17 protein-coding genes are annotated in these 20,141 nt (G+C 37.5%); 11 read left to right on the forward strand and 6 right to left on the reverse strand.

Features of this window, described 5'->3' with window-relative positions; translation table 11 throughout:
- Positions 1-61: 61 nt before the first annotated feature.
- Complete coding sequence (locus tag ACZ427_RS03975; RefSeq protein WP_461179079.1) at positions 62-1,471, forward strand: hypothetical protein; 1,410 nt, start codon at positions 62-64, stop codon at positions 1,469-1,471.
- 251 nt (positions 1,472-1,722) lie between these two features.
- On the opposite strand, the gene ACZ427_RS03980 is transcribed toward ACZ427_RS03975, so the two are convergent.
- Both ACZ427_RS03980 and ACZ427_RS03985 read right to left on the reverse strand, forming a co-directional pair.
- Entirely contained in the window at positions 1,723-2,271 is a 549-nt protein-coding gene (locus ACZ427_RS03980; RefSeq protein ID WP_461179080.1) for a hypothetical protein, read from the reverse strand.
- Between the two features lie 33 nt (positions 2,272-2,304).
- Positions 2,305-3,531: an FAD-dependent oxidoreductase gene (locus ACZ427_RS03985; protein WP_461179081.1), complete on the reverse strand. Its 1,227-nt coding sequence runs from the start codon at positions 3,529-3,531 to the stop codon at positions 2,305-2,307.
- A 245-nt stretch (positions 3,532-3,776) separates the two neighbouring features.
- On the opposite strand from ACZ427_RS03985, the gene ACZ427_RS03990 reads away from it, so the two are divergent.
- Positions 3,777-4,556 carry an IclR family transcriptional regulator gene (locus ACZ427_RS03990; RefSeq protein WP_461179082.1) on the forward strand — a complete coding sequence of 260 codons (780 nt, stop codon included), beginning with the start codon at positions 3,777-3,779 and terminating at the stop codon, positions 4,554-4,556.
- Positions 4,553-5,332 (forward strand): IclR family transcriptional regulator, encoded by a 780-nt coding sequence (locus tag ACZ427_RS03995; RefSeq protein WP_461179083.1) that lies wholly within the window; start codon positions 4,553-4,555, stop codon positions 5,330-5,332. The genes ACZ427_RS03990 and ACZ427_RS03995 overlap by 4 nt, the downstream gene beginning before the upstream one ends.
- A 64-nt stretch (positions 5,333-5,396) precedes the next feature.
- On the opposite strand, the gene ACZ427_RS04000 is transcribed toward ACZ427_RS03995, so the two are convergent.
- From ACZ427_RS04000 to ACZ427_RS04015, 4 genes are all read right to left on the reverse strand, one after another.
- Positions 5,397-6,665 carry a TRAP transporter large permease gene (locus ACZ427_RS04000; protein WP_461179084.1) on the reverse strand — a complete coding sequence of 423 codons (1,269 nt, stop codon included), beginning with the start codon at positions 6,663-6,665 and terminating at the stop codon, positions 5,397-5,399.
- A complete protein-coding gene (locus tag ACZ427_RS04005) occupies positions 6,666-7,151 on the reverse strand; it encodes a TRAP transporter small permease (RefSeq protein ID WP_461179085.1) in 486 nt (161 codons plus the stop codon).
- A 120-nt stretch (positions 7,152-7,271) separates the two neighbouring features.
- Positions 7,272-8,339 (reverse strand): TRAP transporter substrate-binding protein, encoded by a 1,068-nt coding sequence (locus ACZ427_RS04010; RefSeq protein WP_461179086.1) that lies wholly within the window; start codon positions 8,337-8,339, stop codon positions 7,272-7,274.
- A gap of 907 nt (positions 8,340-9,246) precedes the next feature.
- A complete protein-coding gene (locus tag ACZ427_RS04015; protein ID WP_461179087.1) occupies positions 9,247-10,137 on the reverse strand; it encodes a LysR family transcriptional regulator in 891 nt (296 codons plus the stop codon).
- Between the two features lie 141 nt (positions 10,138-10,278).
- Here ACZ427_RS04015 and ACZ427_RS04020 point away from each other — a divergent pair, with 141 nt between their 5' ends.
- From ACZ427_RS04020 to ACZ427_RS04055, 8 genes are all read left to right on the forward strand, one after another.
- Positions 10,279-12,015 carry a thiamine pyrophosphate-requiring protein gene (locus tag ACZ427_RS04020; protein ID WP_461179088.1) on the forward strand — a complete coding sequence of 579 codons (1,737 nt, stop codon included), beginning with the start codon at positions 10,279-10,281 and terminating at the stop codon, positions 12,013-12,015.
- A 92-nt stretch (positions 12,016-12,107) separates the two neighbouring features.
- Positions 12,108-13,568: an aldehyde dehydrogenase family protein gene (locus ACZ427_RS04025; RefSeq protein WP_461179089.1), complete on the forward strand. Its 1,461-nt coding sequence runs from the start codon at positions 12,108-12,110 to the stop codon at positions 13,566-13,568.
- A gap of 38 nt (positions 13,569-13,606) precedes the next feature.
- Positions 13,607-14,674: a TRAP transporter substrate-binding protein gene (locus ACZ427_RS04030; protein ID WP_461179090.1), complete on the forward strand. Its 1,068-nt coding sequence runs from the start codon at positions 13,607-13,609 to the stop codon at positions 14,672-14,674.
- Positions 14,675-14,802: 128 nt separating this feature from the next.
- A complete protein-coding gene (locus tag ACZ427_RS04035) occupies positions 14,803-15,336 on the forward strand; it encodes a tripartite tricarboxylate transporter TctB family protein (RefSeq protein ID WP_461179091.1) in 534 nt (177 codons plus the stop codon).
- 75 nt (positions 15,337-15,411) lie between these two features.
- The gene (locus ACZ427_RS04040) at positions 15,412-16,890 is read left to right on the forward strand and encodes a tripartite tricarboxylate transporter permease (protein WP_461179092.1); all 1,479 of its coding nucleotides are present in this window, start codon (positions 15,412-15,414) and stop codon (positions 16,888-16,890) included.
- A 17-nt stretch (positions 16,891-16,907) separates the two neighbouring features.
- Positions 16,908-17,894, forward strand: coding sequence for a tripartite tricarboxylate transporter substrate binding protein (locus tag ACZ427_RS04045; RefSeq protein WP_461179093.1), 987 nt, complete (start codon positions 16,908-16,910; stop codon positions 17,892-17,894).
- A 28-nt stretch (positions 17,895-17,922) separates the two neighbouring features.
- Positions 17,923-19,038: a mandelate racemase/muconate lactonizing enzyme family protein gene (locus tag ACZ427_RS04050; protein WP_461179094.1), complete on the forward strand. Its 1,116-nt coding sequence runs from the start codon at positions 17,923-17,925 to the stop codon at positions 19,036-19,038.
- Between the two features lie 55 nt (positions 19,039-19,093).
- Positions 19,094-20,008, forward strand: a complete 915-nt coding sequence (locus ACZ427_RS04055) for a malate dehydrogenase (protein ID WP_461179095.1) — start codon at positions 19,094-19,096, stop codon at positions 20,006-20,008.
- The last annotated feature ends 133 nt before the right edge of the window (positions 20,009-20,141 follow it).

The following is a 20,141-nucleotide window of genomic DNA, read 5'->3' on the forward strand; positions in this document are numbered from 1 at the left end:
GATTAAGCAAGCGAAACATGCTATAGTAGAAGCAGAGAACTGTAAGATTAGGAGAATACCAATGAAAGTTTTTTTAAAATGGGGACTCATTGTGTCCATTTTCAGTTTTACGATACTTCACTTTATTACATATTTTTTTGAAAGCAATATATTGCTTAAGCTGTTATCCATCAGTGGTGTTAGCTTGTTTGTCTTTACCGTACTCATTTACACTCCAAAAAAGGTGAAAATGCCGCTTTCTTTATTTCTTATCGGATTCGGTTTGATAATTTTCTCAGACGGTAATTTTATAAATGGGCTGCTGGATGGAGTCCTGCAAATGCGCAACATCATTGGGTTGATTGTGATGATTCCAATGATCGGCTGGGTGCTGCGTGGCGAAACCTATATGGAAGCCATCATGACAGCAGGACACAGGTTATTTAGCACAAGCCGGAGATTTTATGCATCCATGCTCTCTTTAACGCAGGTAATTGCCTATTTTTTGATGTTTGGTGCGATCCCGATGATGCATCAATTTGAAAATTGGCTCCTAAAAGATGAAAAAGGCGAGGCCTGGGAACGGCTGAAGGGAACTGCAGTTTTAAGGGGGTTCTCTTTATCTGTCATGTGGGTTGTTTCCATCCCAAGTTTCGCCTTTGTTGTGGAAATCATGGGCGCCTCTTTAGGACTTTCCATTTTACAGGGCTTGGTCATGTCAGTCATTGGAATCATTACCGCACTCATTTTTTCCAAATTTGAAGAGAAAAAGTATGGCGTGAATTTGACTGCTGGGTTGCAGAAGGAGATTAAAAATGTCCTTCGCCATACAGAAGGTAAAAAGGAAACAGATCGGCTGGTAAGAGAATTTATTATATTATTTATTTCATTATTCGGCACGATTTTTCTACTAAATGCATGGATAGATATTGAACTGCTTGTACTCATTCCCTTGGTTGTACTTGTTTGGATTGCTGCTTACTATGTCTTTAAAGGCAGATTGAATATCATGCTCTCCGAAGCAAAAGGCTTTATAAAGAATGATATGGTCCACCAATCATATCAGGTCTCTGTCATGCTGGGGGCAGGGATGATGATTTTTGGACTGAACCAGACAGCATTTCCAGACATGCTCGTCAATGGGATTTATTCGTTTCAGGAAAGCATTGCATTTTTGAATGTATTGCATATCCTGCCATTTATGGTAATTATCCTGGGGTTCTTTGGCTTGGGTCCATTAACCGTGATGGTATTGGTCGGTGGGATTTTGCAAAGTATCCATCTTCCGTATCCACCTGAACTAATCGTGTTGGCCATTACTTCTGGAAGCGCGATTTCCATTCTTTTGTCCCCACTGATTATGCCACTGATTGTATTAAGTGGTGAAAATGGATTAAGTGGTGTGAAAAACGGAATTATGTTTAATTGGAAGTATGCGTTAATACTTTATGTCATTGTCCAGGTTTATATCCAGATAATGGCATTGTTGTAACTATCTTAGGATGAGCCTGCATTAAATGTTTAAGAAATGTTGGAGCCATCAATTGTTTCGCTTATAGATTTATAACTATTTCAATCACAATCATATCTATTAAACGATTACCAAAACATAGAAAGCACCCTCTTAAACAGTAGTTAAGAGGGTGCTTTTTGTTCTCAGTTAAGAAAGTATAAAATTCTCTTACTGCATAAGTGCGGGCTAATGTCTTCACCTAGCCTATAGCGAATACCAAAGTTTTCTAATTATATTACATAAATTAGGTTTCCATCGATTCCAATTGGCGCATGACCGGATTCGATGATTGTAAGAATCGGTTTTAATAACTTTTCTTCTCCAGCAAGTTCTGCGGTTGATACCATTAAACCGAGATACATGGCAAGTGTGGTCAGAAATTTAATCGATTTTTCGTCTTCAAATTGCTTGTATGCCCCATCATATGCCGGGTGAAAAATTGCTTCCGGCAGTCTATCAACAAGTCTTTCCAAGTGTTCTTCCAGATTTTGGGCATCAATCTTTTCTTTCAGTTGATCTGGAAGTTCTTTCAATACTTCCCACAGATTGCTATCCTCAAATGAAAGGTTTTCTATCAAAGAAGGCACTTTATCTTTGGTAACCCATTTCACCTCATATTCCTTTACATTTAAAAGGTTCAAAAGCTCTTCCAATTGTTTTACAGTTTCTTCTTCCTTTACACCTGCCTGATGATACCAGTTGGCAGAAGTCAGTTGGTCAATGATTTCATTTGCATTTTCTATTTTAGTTTCATCTGTACCTTCTAATAAAATACTCATCTATAGTCACTCTCCCTTCCCAAAGGTTGTCAATTAATATTTGGTTGTTAATTCAGGCGGGCCGAATTTTGGTCCATAAGGGCCTTCATCCAGCCACCGTCCAAGTCGTGGAACGATGGATACAAGGGAAGCGGCCAGTTCTTTTTTCATGTTCATTTCTTTCGATTCACCCTGTATATGGTGAAGTGCTGTTGTAGATGCATCACGGTTCCATCTTGCAGCAATTCGGCGTTCCGTTGCAGATTCATTAATTGCTGCCTGGCGCTGTTCTTCATTTTCAGCTTTCAAAGCCTTTTCGATTCCCCTAACTGCAATAATTGCATCAGGAACACCAGAATTTAGACCGCGGGCACCAAATGGAGCAAATAAGTGTGCTGCTTCTCCAGCCAGCAATACGCGATGATTTTTATCTGTAAAGGAATCAGCAACTACCTGATGGAATCGATAAGAGGACACCCAGGAAATGCGTTCTGCATATTTTGGATCCATTACTTTAGGAAGCCATTCCTTTACACCATCTATGCTTGAAAATTCCTCAACATCATCCCCAGACAGGAGCTGGAGGTCAATTCGCCATCCACCTTTAAAAGGTACGTGCATTACGTTACGGCCGCCCATGGCAGGGTGCTGATAGTGGAATAACCTTTCTACAGGCATTGGATTTTCTTCATCTTCTTCTACATCAATTACCAGGAATGTATCGTTTGTGCGTGGTCCTTCAAATGTTAGACCTGCTTTTTCACGTACAACGGAACGGGCTCCATCACTACCAATGATGTATGTTGACTCCCATTTATCCCCGGAAGCAGTTGTTAATGTTACGCCGTCTTCTCTGATTTCCAGATCTTCAGCTGGCTGTCCCCAGACAAATTCAACTCCAGCTTCGATACATGCTTGATAGATGTATTTTTCAATTTCATGCTGATGAAGGGATGTGAAATGCGGTAATTTATTTGGATCTTGATTATCGGTAATACCATAGTTTCGCTTATAAATTTCTTTCCCGCGGTAGAATGAACGTTTTATCGGCCAGATAACCCCGTTTCTTCCTAGTTCGAAACCGAGTCCTTCTGAAATTTCTTCTAATAATTTCAGCGTGGCGCTATGTAGAAAAATAGCGCGGCTGCCGGGACGTGGTGCATCCTTTTCTTTTGCCTCAATTATTGCACAGGAAATCCCTTTGTTTTGGAGCGCAAGTGCTGCGGTAAGCCCAACTGGACCAGCACCGACTACAAGTGCATCATATTTTTGATTTGCCATGATTTAAACTCTCCTTTGTAAATAGCTAAGATCTTCAATAACTTAATTATAGGTAACATTGAAAATGAAAGCGATTTAATTGTTCCTCTATGTGGTACAATGGTTGGATTATTCATAAAATATTATATAATAGAGTAGAGAATAGTACAGGTATAAACAGTGTTTGACGAAATATATACAGGGTTGTAGAATATTTTAATCCTATTTAATGATGTAATATCCATATCCTTTAAGAAGGTGAGAAAATGACTGAAAAAAAGCAGAGAAACACATCATTGGAAAACGCTTTGGCAATGTTAAAACAGTTTTCTATTGATACACCTGAAATAGGGGTAACTTCTTTATCCCATAGACTCGATATTTCCAAGAGTACGGCACATCGGCTGCTCTCATCACTGGCACAGGAAGGATTTGTATATAAAGATCCACAAACTAATTTATACAGCCTGGGTTCTTCCATATTATCTCTTGTTAACATCGTTAATACGCAAATCCATATTTCCAATGAGGTAATCCCCATTTTGAATCTCCTTGTAGAAAAGACAAATGAAAATACACATCTGACAATTTTGGAAGGATTGGAAGTCGTCTATATACAAACCATTGGCGGAGAATATGCATCAAAAGACAAAATACTGCTCGGATCCAGAAGACCCGCTTTCTGTACAAGTGCAGGTCAATCCATTCTTGCATATCATTTAGATGCCGAAAGTGAAGCAGCCCGGAATCTGAACTATTATACTTCCAAAACGATTACTTCACAAAAATTGTTTTTGGAGAAATGCTGTAAAATCAGAAAAGAAGGTTTTTCTCTTTCAGAAGAGGAATATGAGGAAGGGGTTACCGGGATTAGTGTGCCCGTCTTTGACGAGTCGGGAAAAGTGATTGCTTCATTGGGCGTTACTGGAAACACAAAACGAATTGCGTCTTTGAATCTACAGCAAAAATATATTCACTTACTGAATAACTCATCAAAAGAACTGACGAAAATCATAAAATTAAGGAAAAGACGTGGTATAAAATGACAGGACAAAATCAAAAAAAGAATACATTATCTTCGGTAACGAACGCAATGCGTATTTTACGTCTTTTTAATCGAAAACAAATGGAACTGAGCTTCACTGATATAACTCGTCAGACAGACCTTCCTAAAGGTACTGCCCACAGGCTTATTTCTTCATTAGTAAAGGAAGGCTTTATAAGCAAAAACCCAAGAACAAATCATTATCGGCTGGGGCTTTCCATTTTAAGTCTTGGCGGGGCAGTATACAGTCATAACGAATTATACAAAGAAGCACTTCCAGTCGTAAAAAAAGTTTCGGAAACCTTAGATGAATCGGCACATCTTTGTTTAATGGAAAATGAAAAAGTAGTCTACTTATTTCGGGTAGAAAGTCGTCACCCTGAGCGCCTTGTGACAGAGATCGGACGAATGAATCCGATTCATTGTACAAGTGAGGGGTTATGTATATTGGCATTTCAGGAAGCGGAATATATTGAGGATTTTCTTAGACAGGATTTTCATGCGTATACATCACATACGGTAACAGAGCGGGAGAAGCTGCTTGATATTCTTTCGGACATTCGAAAGAAAGATTATTGCATCCTGGAATCTTCCTATTATGAAGGATATATAAGTATTGCAGCACCGATTCGGAATCATAATGGAGAAGTTACGGCATCACTATCAATTATCGGGAATTCAAAACGTATCAGAAACGCACAAAAAGAAGACGTAATTTCTAAAATAAAAGAAGGTGCTCAGCGTATTTCTGAACACCTTGGTTATTTTGATATTTAATTGAGTTTTAAAATCCCGCAAGATTTGCTTCGGTGATAAAAGCTTATGTTTTGATATTTAACACCTACAACCAAAGAGGGAACATTACGAGATAAGGTAAGAGTACCATTAAAACTAATGCGATAAGTAATGCTAAAATAAGGTACATAGATTGGTAAGAAGCCTTTAGCAATGGTACTTTTGCTATATCTGTTGTTACTAGTAATGTTTGTCCAAATGGTGGTGTACACATACCAATCGCAGTATTAACAATAACCAACACGCCAAAATAAACAGGATCTATCCCCATCGTTTCAATTACTGGTAAGAACATTGGCACAACAATCACGATAATCGCAATTGTATCTACAAACATACCAAATACCAATAGAATGACATTGATAATAAGAAGTGTAATCAGCGGGCTATCGCTAATGTTTAGAAAACCGGATACGATCATGTTAGGAATGTTTTCATATGCCAGGACATATGCCAATAAATAAGCATTGGCAATAATAAACATGATTGTCGCTGTTGTTTTCGCAGAATCAAAAATTACTTTACCCAATTGTTTGAAATTTAGTTCGCGATATACAAACATTCCAATAACAATAGCATAAACGACTGCAACAACCCCGGATTCCGTTGGGGTAAATATACCTGAAAAAACCCCGCCAACCAAAATAATCGGTGTTCCAAGCGCCCAAAAAGCATTTATGAAGGATTTGCCAAAATCTTTTATTTTAAAAGGTTCTCCGCTCCCTTTATAACCTCTCTTTCTGGAAATCAAGTAGGCTCCCCCAAGCAGGACGCCTCCTACGATGATACCCGCTGGAATTCCGACAGTGTATAAGTCTGAAATGGAAGATCCGGAGAGGCTCCCATATACAATTAAAGTTACACTTGGAGGTATAATTGCACCTAATGGACTTGCAGTAGAAACGACGGATGCTGCGAAATCCTTGTCGTATCCCTTTTTAACCATTGCAGGTATCATAAGGGATGATAAAGCTGCTGCAGTTGCAACTGCACTACCAGAGATAGCTGCAAAGAATACACAGCCAAGAATGGTTACCATTGCTAAACCACCTGTAGTACGCCCTATAAGTGAATTTGCTAAATTAATGATTCGTTGGGCAAGTCCACCGGTCAACATCAGATTACCAGCAAGAATAAAGAAAGGGATCGCCATTAAAGCGGAGTTATTTACCCCTGTGAAAAGCTGCTGAATAATAATCATAGGATTGATATCCGCAAGTAAAATATAAACCATTGAGGATAGACCAATTGTAAACCCCAAGGGAACTCCTAATAGAAATAATAGTACTGTTAGAACAAAGAATAGTATTACCAATTACTCGTTCCCCCCTTCTTCTGTATTACGATCTTTACCAATTCTGGCGATTAAGTGGATAATCATGATAGCTGCAGAAATAGGTAATACAGCATATACAATTCCCATAGATATTACCATATTCGATGAACGCTGTGGTCCGACTATTTCCAGTGTGTCTAAACCAAACTTCACAAGAATCCCGGCATATAATAGCATAGCTATCCACTGAAGAGGTGCAAACCATTTTCTTAAAGATGGTTTCCAATCTTCAAATATGGAGACAGTGATATGACTTTTGTCCCGGACTGCCAAAGCTGCCCCAAAAAATATCATTGCAACCATTAAAAACCTTGCTAATTCATCTGTCCATACTGCTCCACCCTGAAATACTGAACGGGCAATAATCTGTACGGTCAATATAATCGTCATAACTGATAAGAATATTGTGATGAAGCTGCGTACAATGAGATCAATCCAATAACTGATTTTTTCTACGATACCCATATTCTGTCACCTCTTTTTCTATGTAAAGTATTTTTTATATAACGGCATTTCATTATTTAAAGCAGGCGCTTTTTCGTAATAGAATGGAATATTTTCCAAGATTCATCAACATATCATTTGTTATTCTGCCATACCTGAAATTTCGTTTAACAGATCACTTCCATGTTGGTCCGTCCAATTTTGATAAATGCCTTCCACTTTTTCTTTAAATGGTTCTAAATCCAATTCATTAATCTCCATCCCTTTTTCTTCTAAAACTTCTTCATATTCCGCTTCATTTTCTTCATTTTCTTTATTTATTTCTGTCAGCACTTCTTCACTGGCTTCAAGTATTGCAACTTGAGCATCTTCCGGTAAAGATTCAAAACGATCTTTACTGCCCATTAGGAAAGCGAATGCAAAATGGATGCTGGTCTTGGATACATGGCTGTTGACGTCATAAATATTCTCATCGTCATTAATATCCAATGTATTTTCCTGGCCATCAATTGCACCTTGTTCAAGCGCAGTGTATGCGTCACCAAAATTCATACTTTGAGGACTTGCTCCAAGTGCTTCATATGCCTCAATGTAGATAGGGCTTTCACTTACACGGATGGTAAGCCCATTGAAATCATCCAGGCTCTCAATAGGTCCAGTTGATGTGGAAACATGTCTGAAGCCCCTGGCCATTAGACCAAATGTTTTTAAATTTACATCTTCTGTTATAGCGCGATACTCATCTTCCGTCTCTGAACCTAAAAATTCATTTACATGATCCCATCCTTCAAAGAGGTAGGGTAAATCCAATACAGCTGTTTCAGGAGCAAAACCTGATACTGCCGGACCGGTAATCATGCCTAAATCAAGTGTTCCAAACTGCATTGCTTCCAGTAGTTCTCTATCTGTTCCCAACTGACGAAATGGATAAATATCTATCTGTACCTTCCCATCTGTTTTTTCTGCTACAAGTTCTTTAAACCGAAGCGATGCAGTATGGTAATTGGTTGATTCCGGCGTTTGATGTCCTAATCGAAGTGTTATAACATCCCCATCTTCTCCTTTTTGAGGCTCTTGACTGACATTAGCTGTTACAGGGCTATCTGCTGCTTCAGTTGTTGCTTCTAAATTAGGGTTTGAATATCCCCCGCAAGCCGACAGAAATAGGAAAAGAGAGAAAACAGCTGTTAAAAGAATTCGTTGTGGCATAATCTCATTCCTTCCTCTATTTAATTAATCTTTAATTTCACTGTAAGCAGTAAGAAAGTATAAAAATTTCTTACTTCGGGCTTTCCACAATTCGCTTAAAGGCGTGGTAAAAGCCAGGTGTTCTAATAATACTTCAGTACCTAAATATCTGAATGAATTGTCAAATAGATGTTTTAAACGATTCTTTCGTTCATCAATCAATCACTCTAATTCCGTTCGTTTCAAATTATCCAGTTTAGCGCTTTCAAAACTTCCGTATCAATCTTATACTAATGAACTGACGCAGCCGTACAGTAAATTCATCCTTTATCCTGTGATTTTTTAAACAGTTAAGAAAGGTTCTCTGGAACAGGAAGTTGGGCGCTGGCTAGTTTTTGTAAAAATCATACATCTTAAAGTAAAAAAAGATACACAGCATTTAAGCTATATCATTAATGGTGATTCTAATATAGTGTTCATAGACAGGATAAAGGTTTCATTAGGCAAAAAGTACCTCCTTTCGACAAAATAGTCTAATAACATATTAGTGTATGAAAACGCTTTACATAATTGCTTTGTTCCTCTATACAGAACTTAATGAAACATTATTTATTTTTCGTTTATTGCCTACTGTATAATTATCAAAAAATCAGTTTGGTTAAAAAAGTTGTGTCAGGCCTTGTGGATACTGGTCTTCAAGACACCGTCGACAATTTACGGGGAGTGGTTATATAAGCTATATAAAATAAAGAGTGAAAAAGCAGTTTCTTTAATAGTGATGTGAAGGAGCCAATTCGAAGAGATGTAACAGGATAAAACAATCAAACTGACCATATGTAAGTGTTAGTTTGATTGCTTTTTTTATGCTCGATTTATTTGAATACTTCCTATGACCATTATCTGTTGAACAGAATCCCAATTTTCATTACTAAAGATTCTTTCCTTTTACATTGTAATTTTGGAATAAATGGTGAATAAATGCTCGCAAAGCTGTTGAAAGATAGCTGTTCATTCTATAAACAATTCCAACATCTCTCTCTGGTAGTGGGTCAGTGATAGGGATGGTGCAAATTTTTGAATGATTCATCTGTTCTACATGCATTTTAGGCAGAATTGTAACACCGTTATTATTTGCTGTAATTTCTAATAAAGAATGCATGTCGGAAAGTTCTACATTAGGAGTTAAATCTATCCCCGATTCCTTACAATACTGGTCAATGACCTGTCGAATAAAAAAATTCTTTTGAAGTAAAAAAACACGTTGCTGATTTAAGTCTCTCAAAGAAATAGATGATAAATTTGCCAGTTCGTTATCGGTTGACGAGACCAGATATAACTTAGATGTAAACAGATAATGACTTATTAGTTTATCGTTATGAATTGGTAGAAAAACGACCCCAATGTCACATGTTGAGGTGAGGAGGTTTTCAATTGTTCCTTTTGTAGTGGTATCAACAACGGAAGTGTTAATATCAGGATATTCTTGGTGAAATGAAACAATGGATGAATAAACTAACTGACTGCCAGAACTGCTGATTGTTATGCTCCCGCGTCGTAATTCATTAATTTCATTTATCTCCTTTGTTACCTGATCAAGTTCATAAAATACATTATGTGCCCGTTCCTTTAGTACCTTTCCGGCTTCTGTTAAATAAGTCTTTTTTCCAATTTGTTGAAATAACTTTGCGCCTAAACGAGCTTCTAAAATCCGTATTTGCTGACTTAAGGTCGGTTGACTTATTCCAAGTTTTTCAGCTGCACGTGTATAATGCAGTTCTTCACATACTGCAAGGAAATATTCCAATAGACGAATTTCCAATAAGCTCACCTTCTATCATAGTTATAGACTATTGTTTTTATAGTTATAACAGTATTGTACTATTGAAAAAACGATAATACAATATGGTTATAGTAATTGAAATAATTTTCTTTATATTTACAGGAGGGGGGATGTGCTATTATGTCTATATCTTATACAACATCTTATACAACGAGTACAGCTTTTTTAGAGACATTGGAAGAAGCAGGAGTTTCATATATATTTTCCAATTTTGGAAGTGATCACCCTGGAATTATTGAAAACCTTGCGATTGCGAAAAAGGAAAATCGAAAACTTCCAGAAGTGATTACATGTCCACATGAAATGGTAGCATTAAGCATGGCACATAGCTATGCACAAATAACCGGAGAGCCACAAGCTGTTATGGTACATGTAGAATGTGGTACACAAAATCTTGGTGGTGCATTGCATAATGCATATAAAGGAAGAGTTCCTGTTTTGATTTTTGCTGGTGCTTCTCCATACACCCAGGAAGGTGAATTAATAGGGAGCAGAAATGAATTTATCCAATGGATCCAGGATGTTCCTGATCAGCGGGGAATTGTAAGGGGTTACACGAAATATGATAATGAAATTCGAAGTGGCTCAAATGTAAAGCAGCTTGTTCACCGATCCTTACAAATAGCCAAAAGCAGTCCACAGGGGCCGGTCTATTTAATGGGAGCGAGAGAAGCAATGGAAGAAGAAACAACCCCGGTTACTGTTCGTCCGGAAATGTGGCAACCAGTTGCACCGATGGCCTTGCCAAATCAAGAACTTGAACAAGTCGTTAATGACATTATATCAGCGAAAAATCCACTTATTGTTACATCCTATTTAGGAAAGGATACGCAAGCGGTGGAAGAATTAATCGAATTTAGTGAAACCCTTTCCATTCCGGTTATCGAATCCGTGCCAAATTATATGAATTTCCCATCAGATAGTCCGATGCATTGTGGATATCAGTGGAATACACCGGGCCAGAATGACCTACTTGAAGAAGCGGATCTGGTTCTCGTGTTCAATAGTGATGTACCATGGATTCCATCAAAAAATAAACCATCCGATGATTGTACTGTTTATTATTTTGATGAAGATCCTTTAAAAGAAAGTATACCTTTATGGTATATTCCGTCGAAGCAATTTTTTGCAGTTGACTCGTTGACAGCATTAAAACAATTAAACCATTCTTTAAGTAAATCAAATGTCGATCGGGATACAATTAATCAACGGCGGGAAAAAATTACTTCCTATCATTCTGAACAACGAAGCGAATGGAAGGATAAAGAAATTGCTCAGAATAATGTCATTACCCCAGCGTATTTGACAGCTTGCGTCAGCGAAGTGATAGATGATGATACGATTATTATGAATGAAGGAATTTCCAATTATGAAACAATCTATACCCATTTACACTGTAATCGCCCTGGTTCGATTTTTGGAAGTGGCGGTGGGTCTCTTGGCTGGAATGGGGGAGCAGCATTAGGAGCGAAATTAGCTTCCAAAGATAAAAAGGTAATCAATCTAACAGGAGATGGCTCCTACATGTTTAGTGTCCCATCCACAGTACATTGGATTTCACGTAGATATGAACTTCCATTTTTAACGATTATTTATAATAATGGTGGCTGGAAATCTCCAAAACTATCAACACTTGGCGTATACCCTGAAGGAACTGCAAATGAGACGGAACAATTCTGGGTAGATTTTTCTCCTCACTCAAATTTGGCTGGTATAGCCGAAACAGCTGGTGGGGCATTCGCTAAAACGGTTAAGGATCCGGAAGAATTGAAAGAGGCTCTTAAAGAAGCGATGAAGGCTATGGAGGAAGGTCGCTCGGCCGTATTGGATGTATATCTGCCATCTGTTAATGAGTAGGTGTGTGATGGCGGTGAATTTTCTTAGATAAGTAGGCAGGTTAGGTATTCTAAAGATCTATAAAATACTTCATTACAAGGAGAGGATAGTAAATGGAACATTTTGAAGAATTCAATAAAAATTATATTAACGGGGAATGGGTGGAAGGTGAAAGCAGTACAACATATAACGATATAAACCCATATGATAACAGCACGGTTACAACAGTTAAATTAGCTACAAAAGAGCAGTTGGAAGAAGCATTTGATATCGCAGACAATGCGCAAAAAAAATGGGCGAAATCTACGGTAGATGAAAGAAAAGAAGTAATTCAAAAAACAATCGAATATATAAAAGATAACCATGAAGAAATTGTAAAGATGATTGTTAAAGAGTCTGGCGGAACGATCCTAAAGGCAAATGTGGAAATAGGGCTAACATTAGAAGTTATTGAAGAAGCTCTGAACTATGCCGGGGAATTGGACGTGGTAAGGGAAGTTCCTTCTGCGATTGAAGATAAGGTGAATCAAGTTCATCGACTTCCTTTAGGTGTCGTATCAACTATTTCACCCTTTAACTTCCCGATGAATCTATCCATGAGAAGCATCATTCCAGCGATTGCTTTAGGAAGTAGTGTCGTTCACAAACCGGACATTCAGGTGGGGATGGTTGGCGGTGTTATTCTAGCGAAAGCATTTGACTATGCCGGCTTGCCAAAAGGAGTATTTAACATGATTTTAACGGATATTCCTGAAATTGGTGATGGCATGATTACAAACGAACATGTAAAATTAATCAGTTTTACAGGTTCTACAGAAGTTGGGAAACATATTGGAGAGATTGCGGGAAGGAACCTAAAACGAGTAGCCCTTGAACTTGGAGGGAATAGTCCGTTTGTTGTTTTATCTGACGCCGATATTAATCAAGCAGTAAATGCAGCTGTTTTCGGTAAATTTGTTCACCAGGGGCAAATCTGTATGAGTATTAATCGCCTTATCATACACAAGGACAAGCATGATGAGTTTGTTGAGAAATTTACAGAGAAAGTAAAATCGCTTTCCTCCGGTGACCCAAGTAATCCTGAGACAGTGATTGGTCCACTCATTAATCAACAGCAAATTGAAAAGGCTTTCAAAATTATAGGAATAGCAAAAGAAGAAGGAGCGACACCTGTATTAGAGGGGAAACTGGAGAATAATGTTTTGTCTCCATCTGTATTTACAGGGGTAAAAAATACAAGTGAAGCAGCACAATCGGAATTATTTGCCCCTGTCGCGCTTATCATTAAAGCTGATTCAGATGATGAAGCAATAAGGATGGCTAATGATACCAAAGGTGGCTTAAGTTCTTCCATTTTCACATCAGATTTGAAAAAAGGGGAAGAACTGGCATTACAGATTGATGCGGGCATGACACATATTAATGATCAAACGGTGAATGATGCACCAAATATTCCATTTGGAGGAAATAAAGAAAGTGGTGTAGGAAGGTTTGGAAACCCATGGATTGTGGATGAATTTACAACAGCGAAGTGGGTTTCTATACAGAAAGCAGAACGGCCATTTCCTTTTTAATCGATGTATAAGCCAATTTCAAATGTAGGAGAAGATATATGTATAAAAAATCATTCCTTACAACCGTATTCCTAATGCTCATTTTTCTGGCAGCATGTGGAGGGTATTCTAATCCTAACGCAAAATCAATGGAGACATCTAATAATCCAATGAATATTGACGTTCCGGCTGCGACTAATAATGCACAGGAAGACGGAGATGTATTAGTTCTTAGGCTAGGACATCAGACACCAGAAGAAACCAATTATCATAGGGCATCATTACGATTTAAAAAATTAGTAGAAGAAAAGACGGATGGGAAAGTACGAATCGATATTTATCCATTTCGTCAACTTGGAACAGATAGAGAACTAATCGAAGCAATGCAATTTGGAACACTTGACTTTGGAATGATTTCAGGGCCTCCTATTTCCGGATTTGCCCCTGAAGCAGCCATTTTGGATTTGCCTTTCCTTTTCGAAGACTGGAATCATGTCAACACATTTCTTGAATCAGATGTTGAAGAAGAATATCGCACACTAACAGAAGATGTTAATTTGAAGATTTTCGGAATAATGGCCAGAGGATTTAGACATGTCACAACATCAGAGGGGCCCATTTTAGAACCTGGGGATTTTAATAGTCTGACAGTCCGGGTAATTGAAAGTCCTGTTTATATTGATGCGTATAGTGCACTAGGTGCAAGTCCGCAAAGTATGAATTTTGGTGATGCTTATACTGCGCTGGAACAAGGAGCAATTGATGGACAGGAAAATACAATGGACATTATTGATGATGAAAAGGTTTATGAGGTGAATAGCCATGTTTCAAAAACGGGTGTGAATTTCGTGTTCGGATTCTTAATGGCTAGTAAAGATCGATTTAATTCATGGCCTGAAGATGTTCAAATAGCAGTTAGAGAAGCTGCCCAGGAAGCAGTGCATGAGACGAATCAGGAAAATGAAGTCCACGAGGAAGAATATGAGGAAATTCTGGAGGAAAAAGGTATGGAAATCCATGAGGTGGACAGAGAACCTTTTAAAGAAAGAGTAGATAGTGTCTATCAGGAATGGAAAGAGAAATATGGAGATGACATGTTAAATAAAATTCAAGGTATGGATGAATAGATACAAATCAATGGAAAGAGGATTTCAAAGAATTTAAGGAGACAATTTTAGGGTAATTATTCGGTTTTAAGTGATAAATCTATCTAAGATTGATAGTGGTTACATTAAGTAATTGAAGGGGGAATTTAATGAAGCATAACTTTGTACTTTCAATTGTAACTATCATTCTTTCATCCATATTTTTGATTTTCTCTTTACAGATACCATCTTCTGATTTACCAGGACAAATCGGTCCTAGGGGTTGGCCAGTAGCTGTTTTACTTCTGATGTTGATGTTAGGAATCATTTTATTGATTCGCAGTCTAAAGGAAAAGACAGACGAAACTATCGAAAAAAGTGACCAAATAACTAAAACCGAAATAAAAGAGGAAAACTCTGGTGAGAATGTTGAGTCATCACCTGGTTTTCCTCGAAGACATTGGATTATCATGGGTGTCTTACTCCTTTATGTTTTTATCATGCCGTGGTCGGGTTTTCCATTTGCTACTTTCATTCTCAGTTTATTATCAGCTTGGTTATTAGGAATGAAGAAGAAGGTGAATATCTTCATAATGGCGTTTGTCAGTAGCTTAGTTTTTAGTTTTATTTTTATTACACTTTTAAGAATACCGCTACCTCGTGGGATTAACCTTTTTGAAAATATCAGTTTACTTTTTCAATAATGGTGTTCTGGAAATTTTCAAAGGAAAAACAAGGACCGTTACAGGATAATTTATTTGAACAGAGGGGGGAAGAGGATGCTTGAAGGATTATTATTAGGGATAGAAAATATCGCACAACCATTCCATTTACTCCTGCTATTTTTAGCGATTGCTATTGGATTTTTGGGTGGCGCAACCCCGGGGATTAGTGGTGCAATGCTTATTCTGATTTTACTCCCAATAACATATGGTATGGAATCTATACCAGCATTTTTGTTAATGACATCAATATATGCTGCGTCTGTTTATTCAGGAAGTATCAGTGCTATATTATTTCGTACACCTGGAACACCAGAAGCAATAGCAACAGTATTTGATGGTTATCCAATGGCTCAAAAGGGACAACCAGGAAAAGCATTGGGAATTGCGGTAACAAGTTCAGCTGTTGGAGGAATAGTAGGAACGATAATACTGATGCTTCTTACGCCGGTACTGGCTGATTTTGCCTTACAACTTTCATCTCCGGAATATTTTGCTTTAGCTGTCCTTGGCTTAACCGTAGTTGCTTCCCTTAGTGATGGGGATCTTGTGAGAGGGTTGATTGGGACATTGCTTGGAATATTGATAGCGAGTATTGGGATTGATCCGCTTACTGGTAGTGACCGTTTTACTTTCAGTAGTATCGATTTACGCTCAGGTGTCGGTCTTGTACCAATATTAATTGGTTTGTTTGCTGTATCAGAAGTTCTTAGAAAAGCAAGTGAGAATAATAGCATACAGCAAAAAATGGAGAAATTAAAAATTAAAATATTGGATATAAGTCTATTCAGGAAGATTTCGAAAACAATAACCCGCTCCTCTTTAATAGGGACATTCGTAGGGATTTTGCCAGGTATAGGGGCTACAACAGCTTCAGTAGTGGCATATAGTGAGGAAGTTCGTTGGTCTAAGGATTCTAAAAAGTATGGTACTGGTGTCCCGGAGGGTATCGCTGCTCCTGAATCAGCAAATAACAGTGCGGCAATGGGCGCACTGGTTCCTCTTTTAGCTTTAGGTATACCTGGAAGTGTGACGACAGCTATTATTTTAGGGGCATTTGTCTTGCATGGTTTGCAACCAGGTCCGATGCTTTTAGCAAATGAGCAAGAGTTAATCTATACCATATTTATTGGTCTATTAATTGTAAATATAATGATGTTGTTTTTTGCAAAACCGTTTATTTCAATGTTCCAACACATTTTAAAGGTCCCATATAGTATTCTTGGCCCATCTATACTTATTTTTTGTTTTTTAGGTACATTTGCAGATCGAAATTCAATGTTTGATGTATGGATGATGTTGTTATTTGGAATCTTAGGGTTTTATTTGGCAAAAATAAAATTTCCTGTTGCTACAATTGTTCTTGGTGTTGTTCTGGGACCAATTGCAGAAGAAGAGTTAAGAAAATCAATACAAATAGCTGGTGGGGATTATTCAATCTTCTTTACTCGGCCGATTAGTGCGATTCTTTTACTATTAGCTGTCGTTGTATTATTACTGCCAGTAATAAGAAAGGTGCTTAGCAATAAAAAATAGATAAAAGGAGGATTTTTATGTCTAAGAGAATATTAGGTTTATTCGTTTTGATTTTTGGATTCGTGTTTATTTCTGCGTGTGGGAGTTCTGAAACTTCAGGAAACAGTGAAAAAAATAATGAAGAAGTTGATAATTATCCAAACCGTCCAATTGAAATAATTGCCGGGGGCGGAGCAGGTGGTGGAACAGATACAATCTCAAGAGCAGTTGCTCGTGAATTAAGTGAAATCCTGGAAACTGAGGTGAATGTCGTAAATAGTCCAGGAGCAGCTGGAGCGGTTGCAAGTCAAGAGTTGAATAATCGGCCAGCAGATGGATATACAATAATGCCAACGACTTCAGATTTCCAAATCAATATTGCTGCCGAAAAGACAGATAATTATTTTGAAGAATTTGACACACTTGCCAGGATTCACGAAGATACTTATGCAATATGGGCCCAAGAGGGTGGTGAATACTCCAATCTTGAATCATTGATTGAAGCAGCAAAAGAAAATCCGGGTGAAATTGTTATCGGCGGAACAGGTTCTGGTGGATTAGATGAAATAACTGTTTCAAGGATTGAAGAAGCAGCTGATATTGATTTAAATTATACAGCCTATGAAGATGCCGGGAGATTTCAAACGGATTTAATAGGTGGACATATTGATTTGATTATTGATGAAATCGGTCCAGTAGCAGGATTATATGAAGGTGGAGAAATTACTCCATTAACAATTCTGGCAGCAGAGCGTTTGGAAGATTTTCCTGATACTCCTACAACAGTGGAAAAAGGAATTGATGTAACAAATGGTATGTCCAGAGGGTTTATGATAAAAAACGATGTACCTGAAGAAATAAAAACCATATTGGCAGAGGCAATAGAAGAGGCCGTTTCCAGCGAAAGTTATCAGGAAACTGCTGAGCAACAATATTTACATTTAAAAGATGGATGGCTTAATTCAAAAGAGTACAGTGATCTATTAGAAACAGAAATAGAAGAATTCTCCTCTCAGTTAAATTGAAGAAAAATAAATAGTAAGGGTGATTAAGTTGAAAATAACAGATCTAATAGTCAGAAGATTCGCCCAATTAAAAGGGTCAGATATGGCACATGCTGATGGCCATGAAATTATCGTTGTAAATGTGGAGACAGACGAAGGTATTACAGGCACCAGTTTTATTGGAACTCCCATATTTTCTCACGGAGAAGTCGGGGATGTGGTTGCGACATTAATTAGAAGAAACTTAAGAAACATTGTGTTAGGTGAAAATCCGCTGCATATAGAGCGATTGTGGGAAAGAATGTATGATGCACCCTGGCGGCTAGGAATGCGCGGAATGATTCTCGATTGTATAGCAGCTGTTGATTTTGCGTTGTGGGATATAAAAGGAAAGATGCTAAATGTACCAACGTCCCATTTGCTTGGTGACCATCGAGATAAAATTTTAACATATGCCAATGTCGGTCAACAACTTGCTCCAGAAAAAATGGGAGAGAAAGCAGCAGAGTATGTAGAACAGGGACATACAGCAGTCAAAATCCGAGCGGGATTATCTGCCGTTTCATTAAAAGAAGCAACAGAACGGGTGGAAGCGGTTCGTGAAGCTATTGGTCCGGATGTTAAACTTTTGGTTGATATTAATGGAACATGGGATGCGGATACAGCAATTGAAAAATTGAAAGAATGGCGGAAATATAACGTTTACTGGTTGGAGGAACCTGTGCCACCTGAGGATATAATTGGATATTCCAGAGTAAAGGAGCGTGCAGGTGATACCTATATTGTTGGAGGAGAGCAACATTCTAAGTTAAATGACTTTCGTCAGCTAATTGAACATAATGTCGATATTATCCAACCTAATGCCAGTTGTACAGGAGGTATTACTAGTTGGCTAAAAATATATCAGTATGCTACTAATTTTAGCATTCCTGTAGCACCATGGAATTTACAACAGATTCATATGCCTTTGGCTGCTGGTTTATCGAATGTTAAATGGATCGAATATTTTACTCCTGATAGAAAAACGTTCCAAAATACACTATTAAAGGGGCCAATTTTTGAAGAGGAAAGATTAGATGATGGTATTTATCTTAAATCTTCAAATGCACCAGGTTTAGGTATAGAAATAAATGAAGAAGTAGCAGAGGAAACAATTGTTGGTTAACTGTATAAGAATAGATTTTTAGAATTTCTTAATATCAATGGAAAGAGGATTTTATATGGCTAAAATATCAATTATAGGAGCGGCAGGAACCCTAGGTGCTGCCATTAGCTTTCAGTTAGCACGAAAAGAAAAATTAAATGAATTATGTTTAATAGATGTCAATGAAAATCTATTGAAAAACCATTGGATGGATTTACAAAATGCATATCCGGACAAAAAAATATACATTGGTGATTATTCTAATTTAACTGAATCTACTATTATTATAATAACAGCAGGTGTCCCTAATCGGAATGACGTAACTTCCAGAAATGATTTTCTAAAAGATAATATAAAGTTATTCAAAGAATTTGGTAGGAATATTAAAAAATATTCTCCGCAATCTATTATAGTGACAGCTTCAAATCCAGTAGATATCCTTAATTACTATCTATATAAGGAATTTCAATTTTCAAAGCAGCAATTGATTGGTTACACGATGAATGACTCATTTCGATTTGAATGGGCATTAAGAGAGACTTTAAATGTTTATGATGACAGATTCTTTACACCGGTATTAGGTGAACATGGCGAATCACAAGTACCAATCTTTAGCAATATTACCCGTAATGGCGAACCATTTGTTCCACCAGAATCTCAACAGGAAATAATGAAGACAAAATTGCAGAACTGGTTTATTGATTTTAATTCCCTTAATATAAACCGTACTACAGGATGGACAACTGCGAGGGGGATAGATATCGTTACAGACAAGCTATTACAAGATGAGGAAACAGAAATGATTGGTTCGGTGATTTTACATGGGGAATATAGTGTGAAGGATGTCAGTTTAGGTTCTCCTGTACTTGTTAATAAGAATGGTGTGCAACAGATAGATGAATGGAATTTAAAAGAAAATGAAAGAAAGTCTTTTAGGGAATCATCAGAGAAAGTGAAAAAAACATTACAGGCAATCGTTGGCATTGAATAGCGAGTAATAAAACATCTCTTAGGCGAAGAGTTTTTAAACAATTTTAACTATATTGACAATTACTATGTTCAATATTATTATATAAATAGATATTTAAGTTATCTATTTAGAAGTCAATTTAGATGAAAAGGGG

This window comes from Virgibacillus ainsalahensis, from assembly GCF_055380755.1.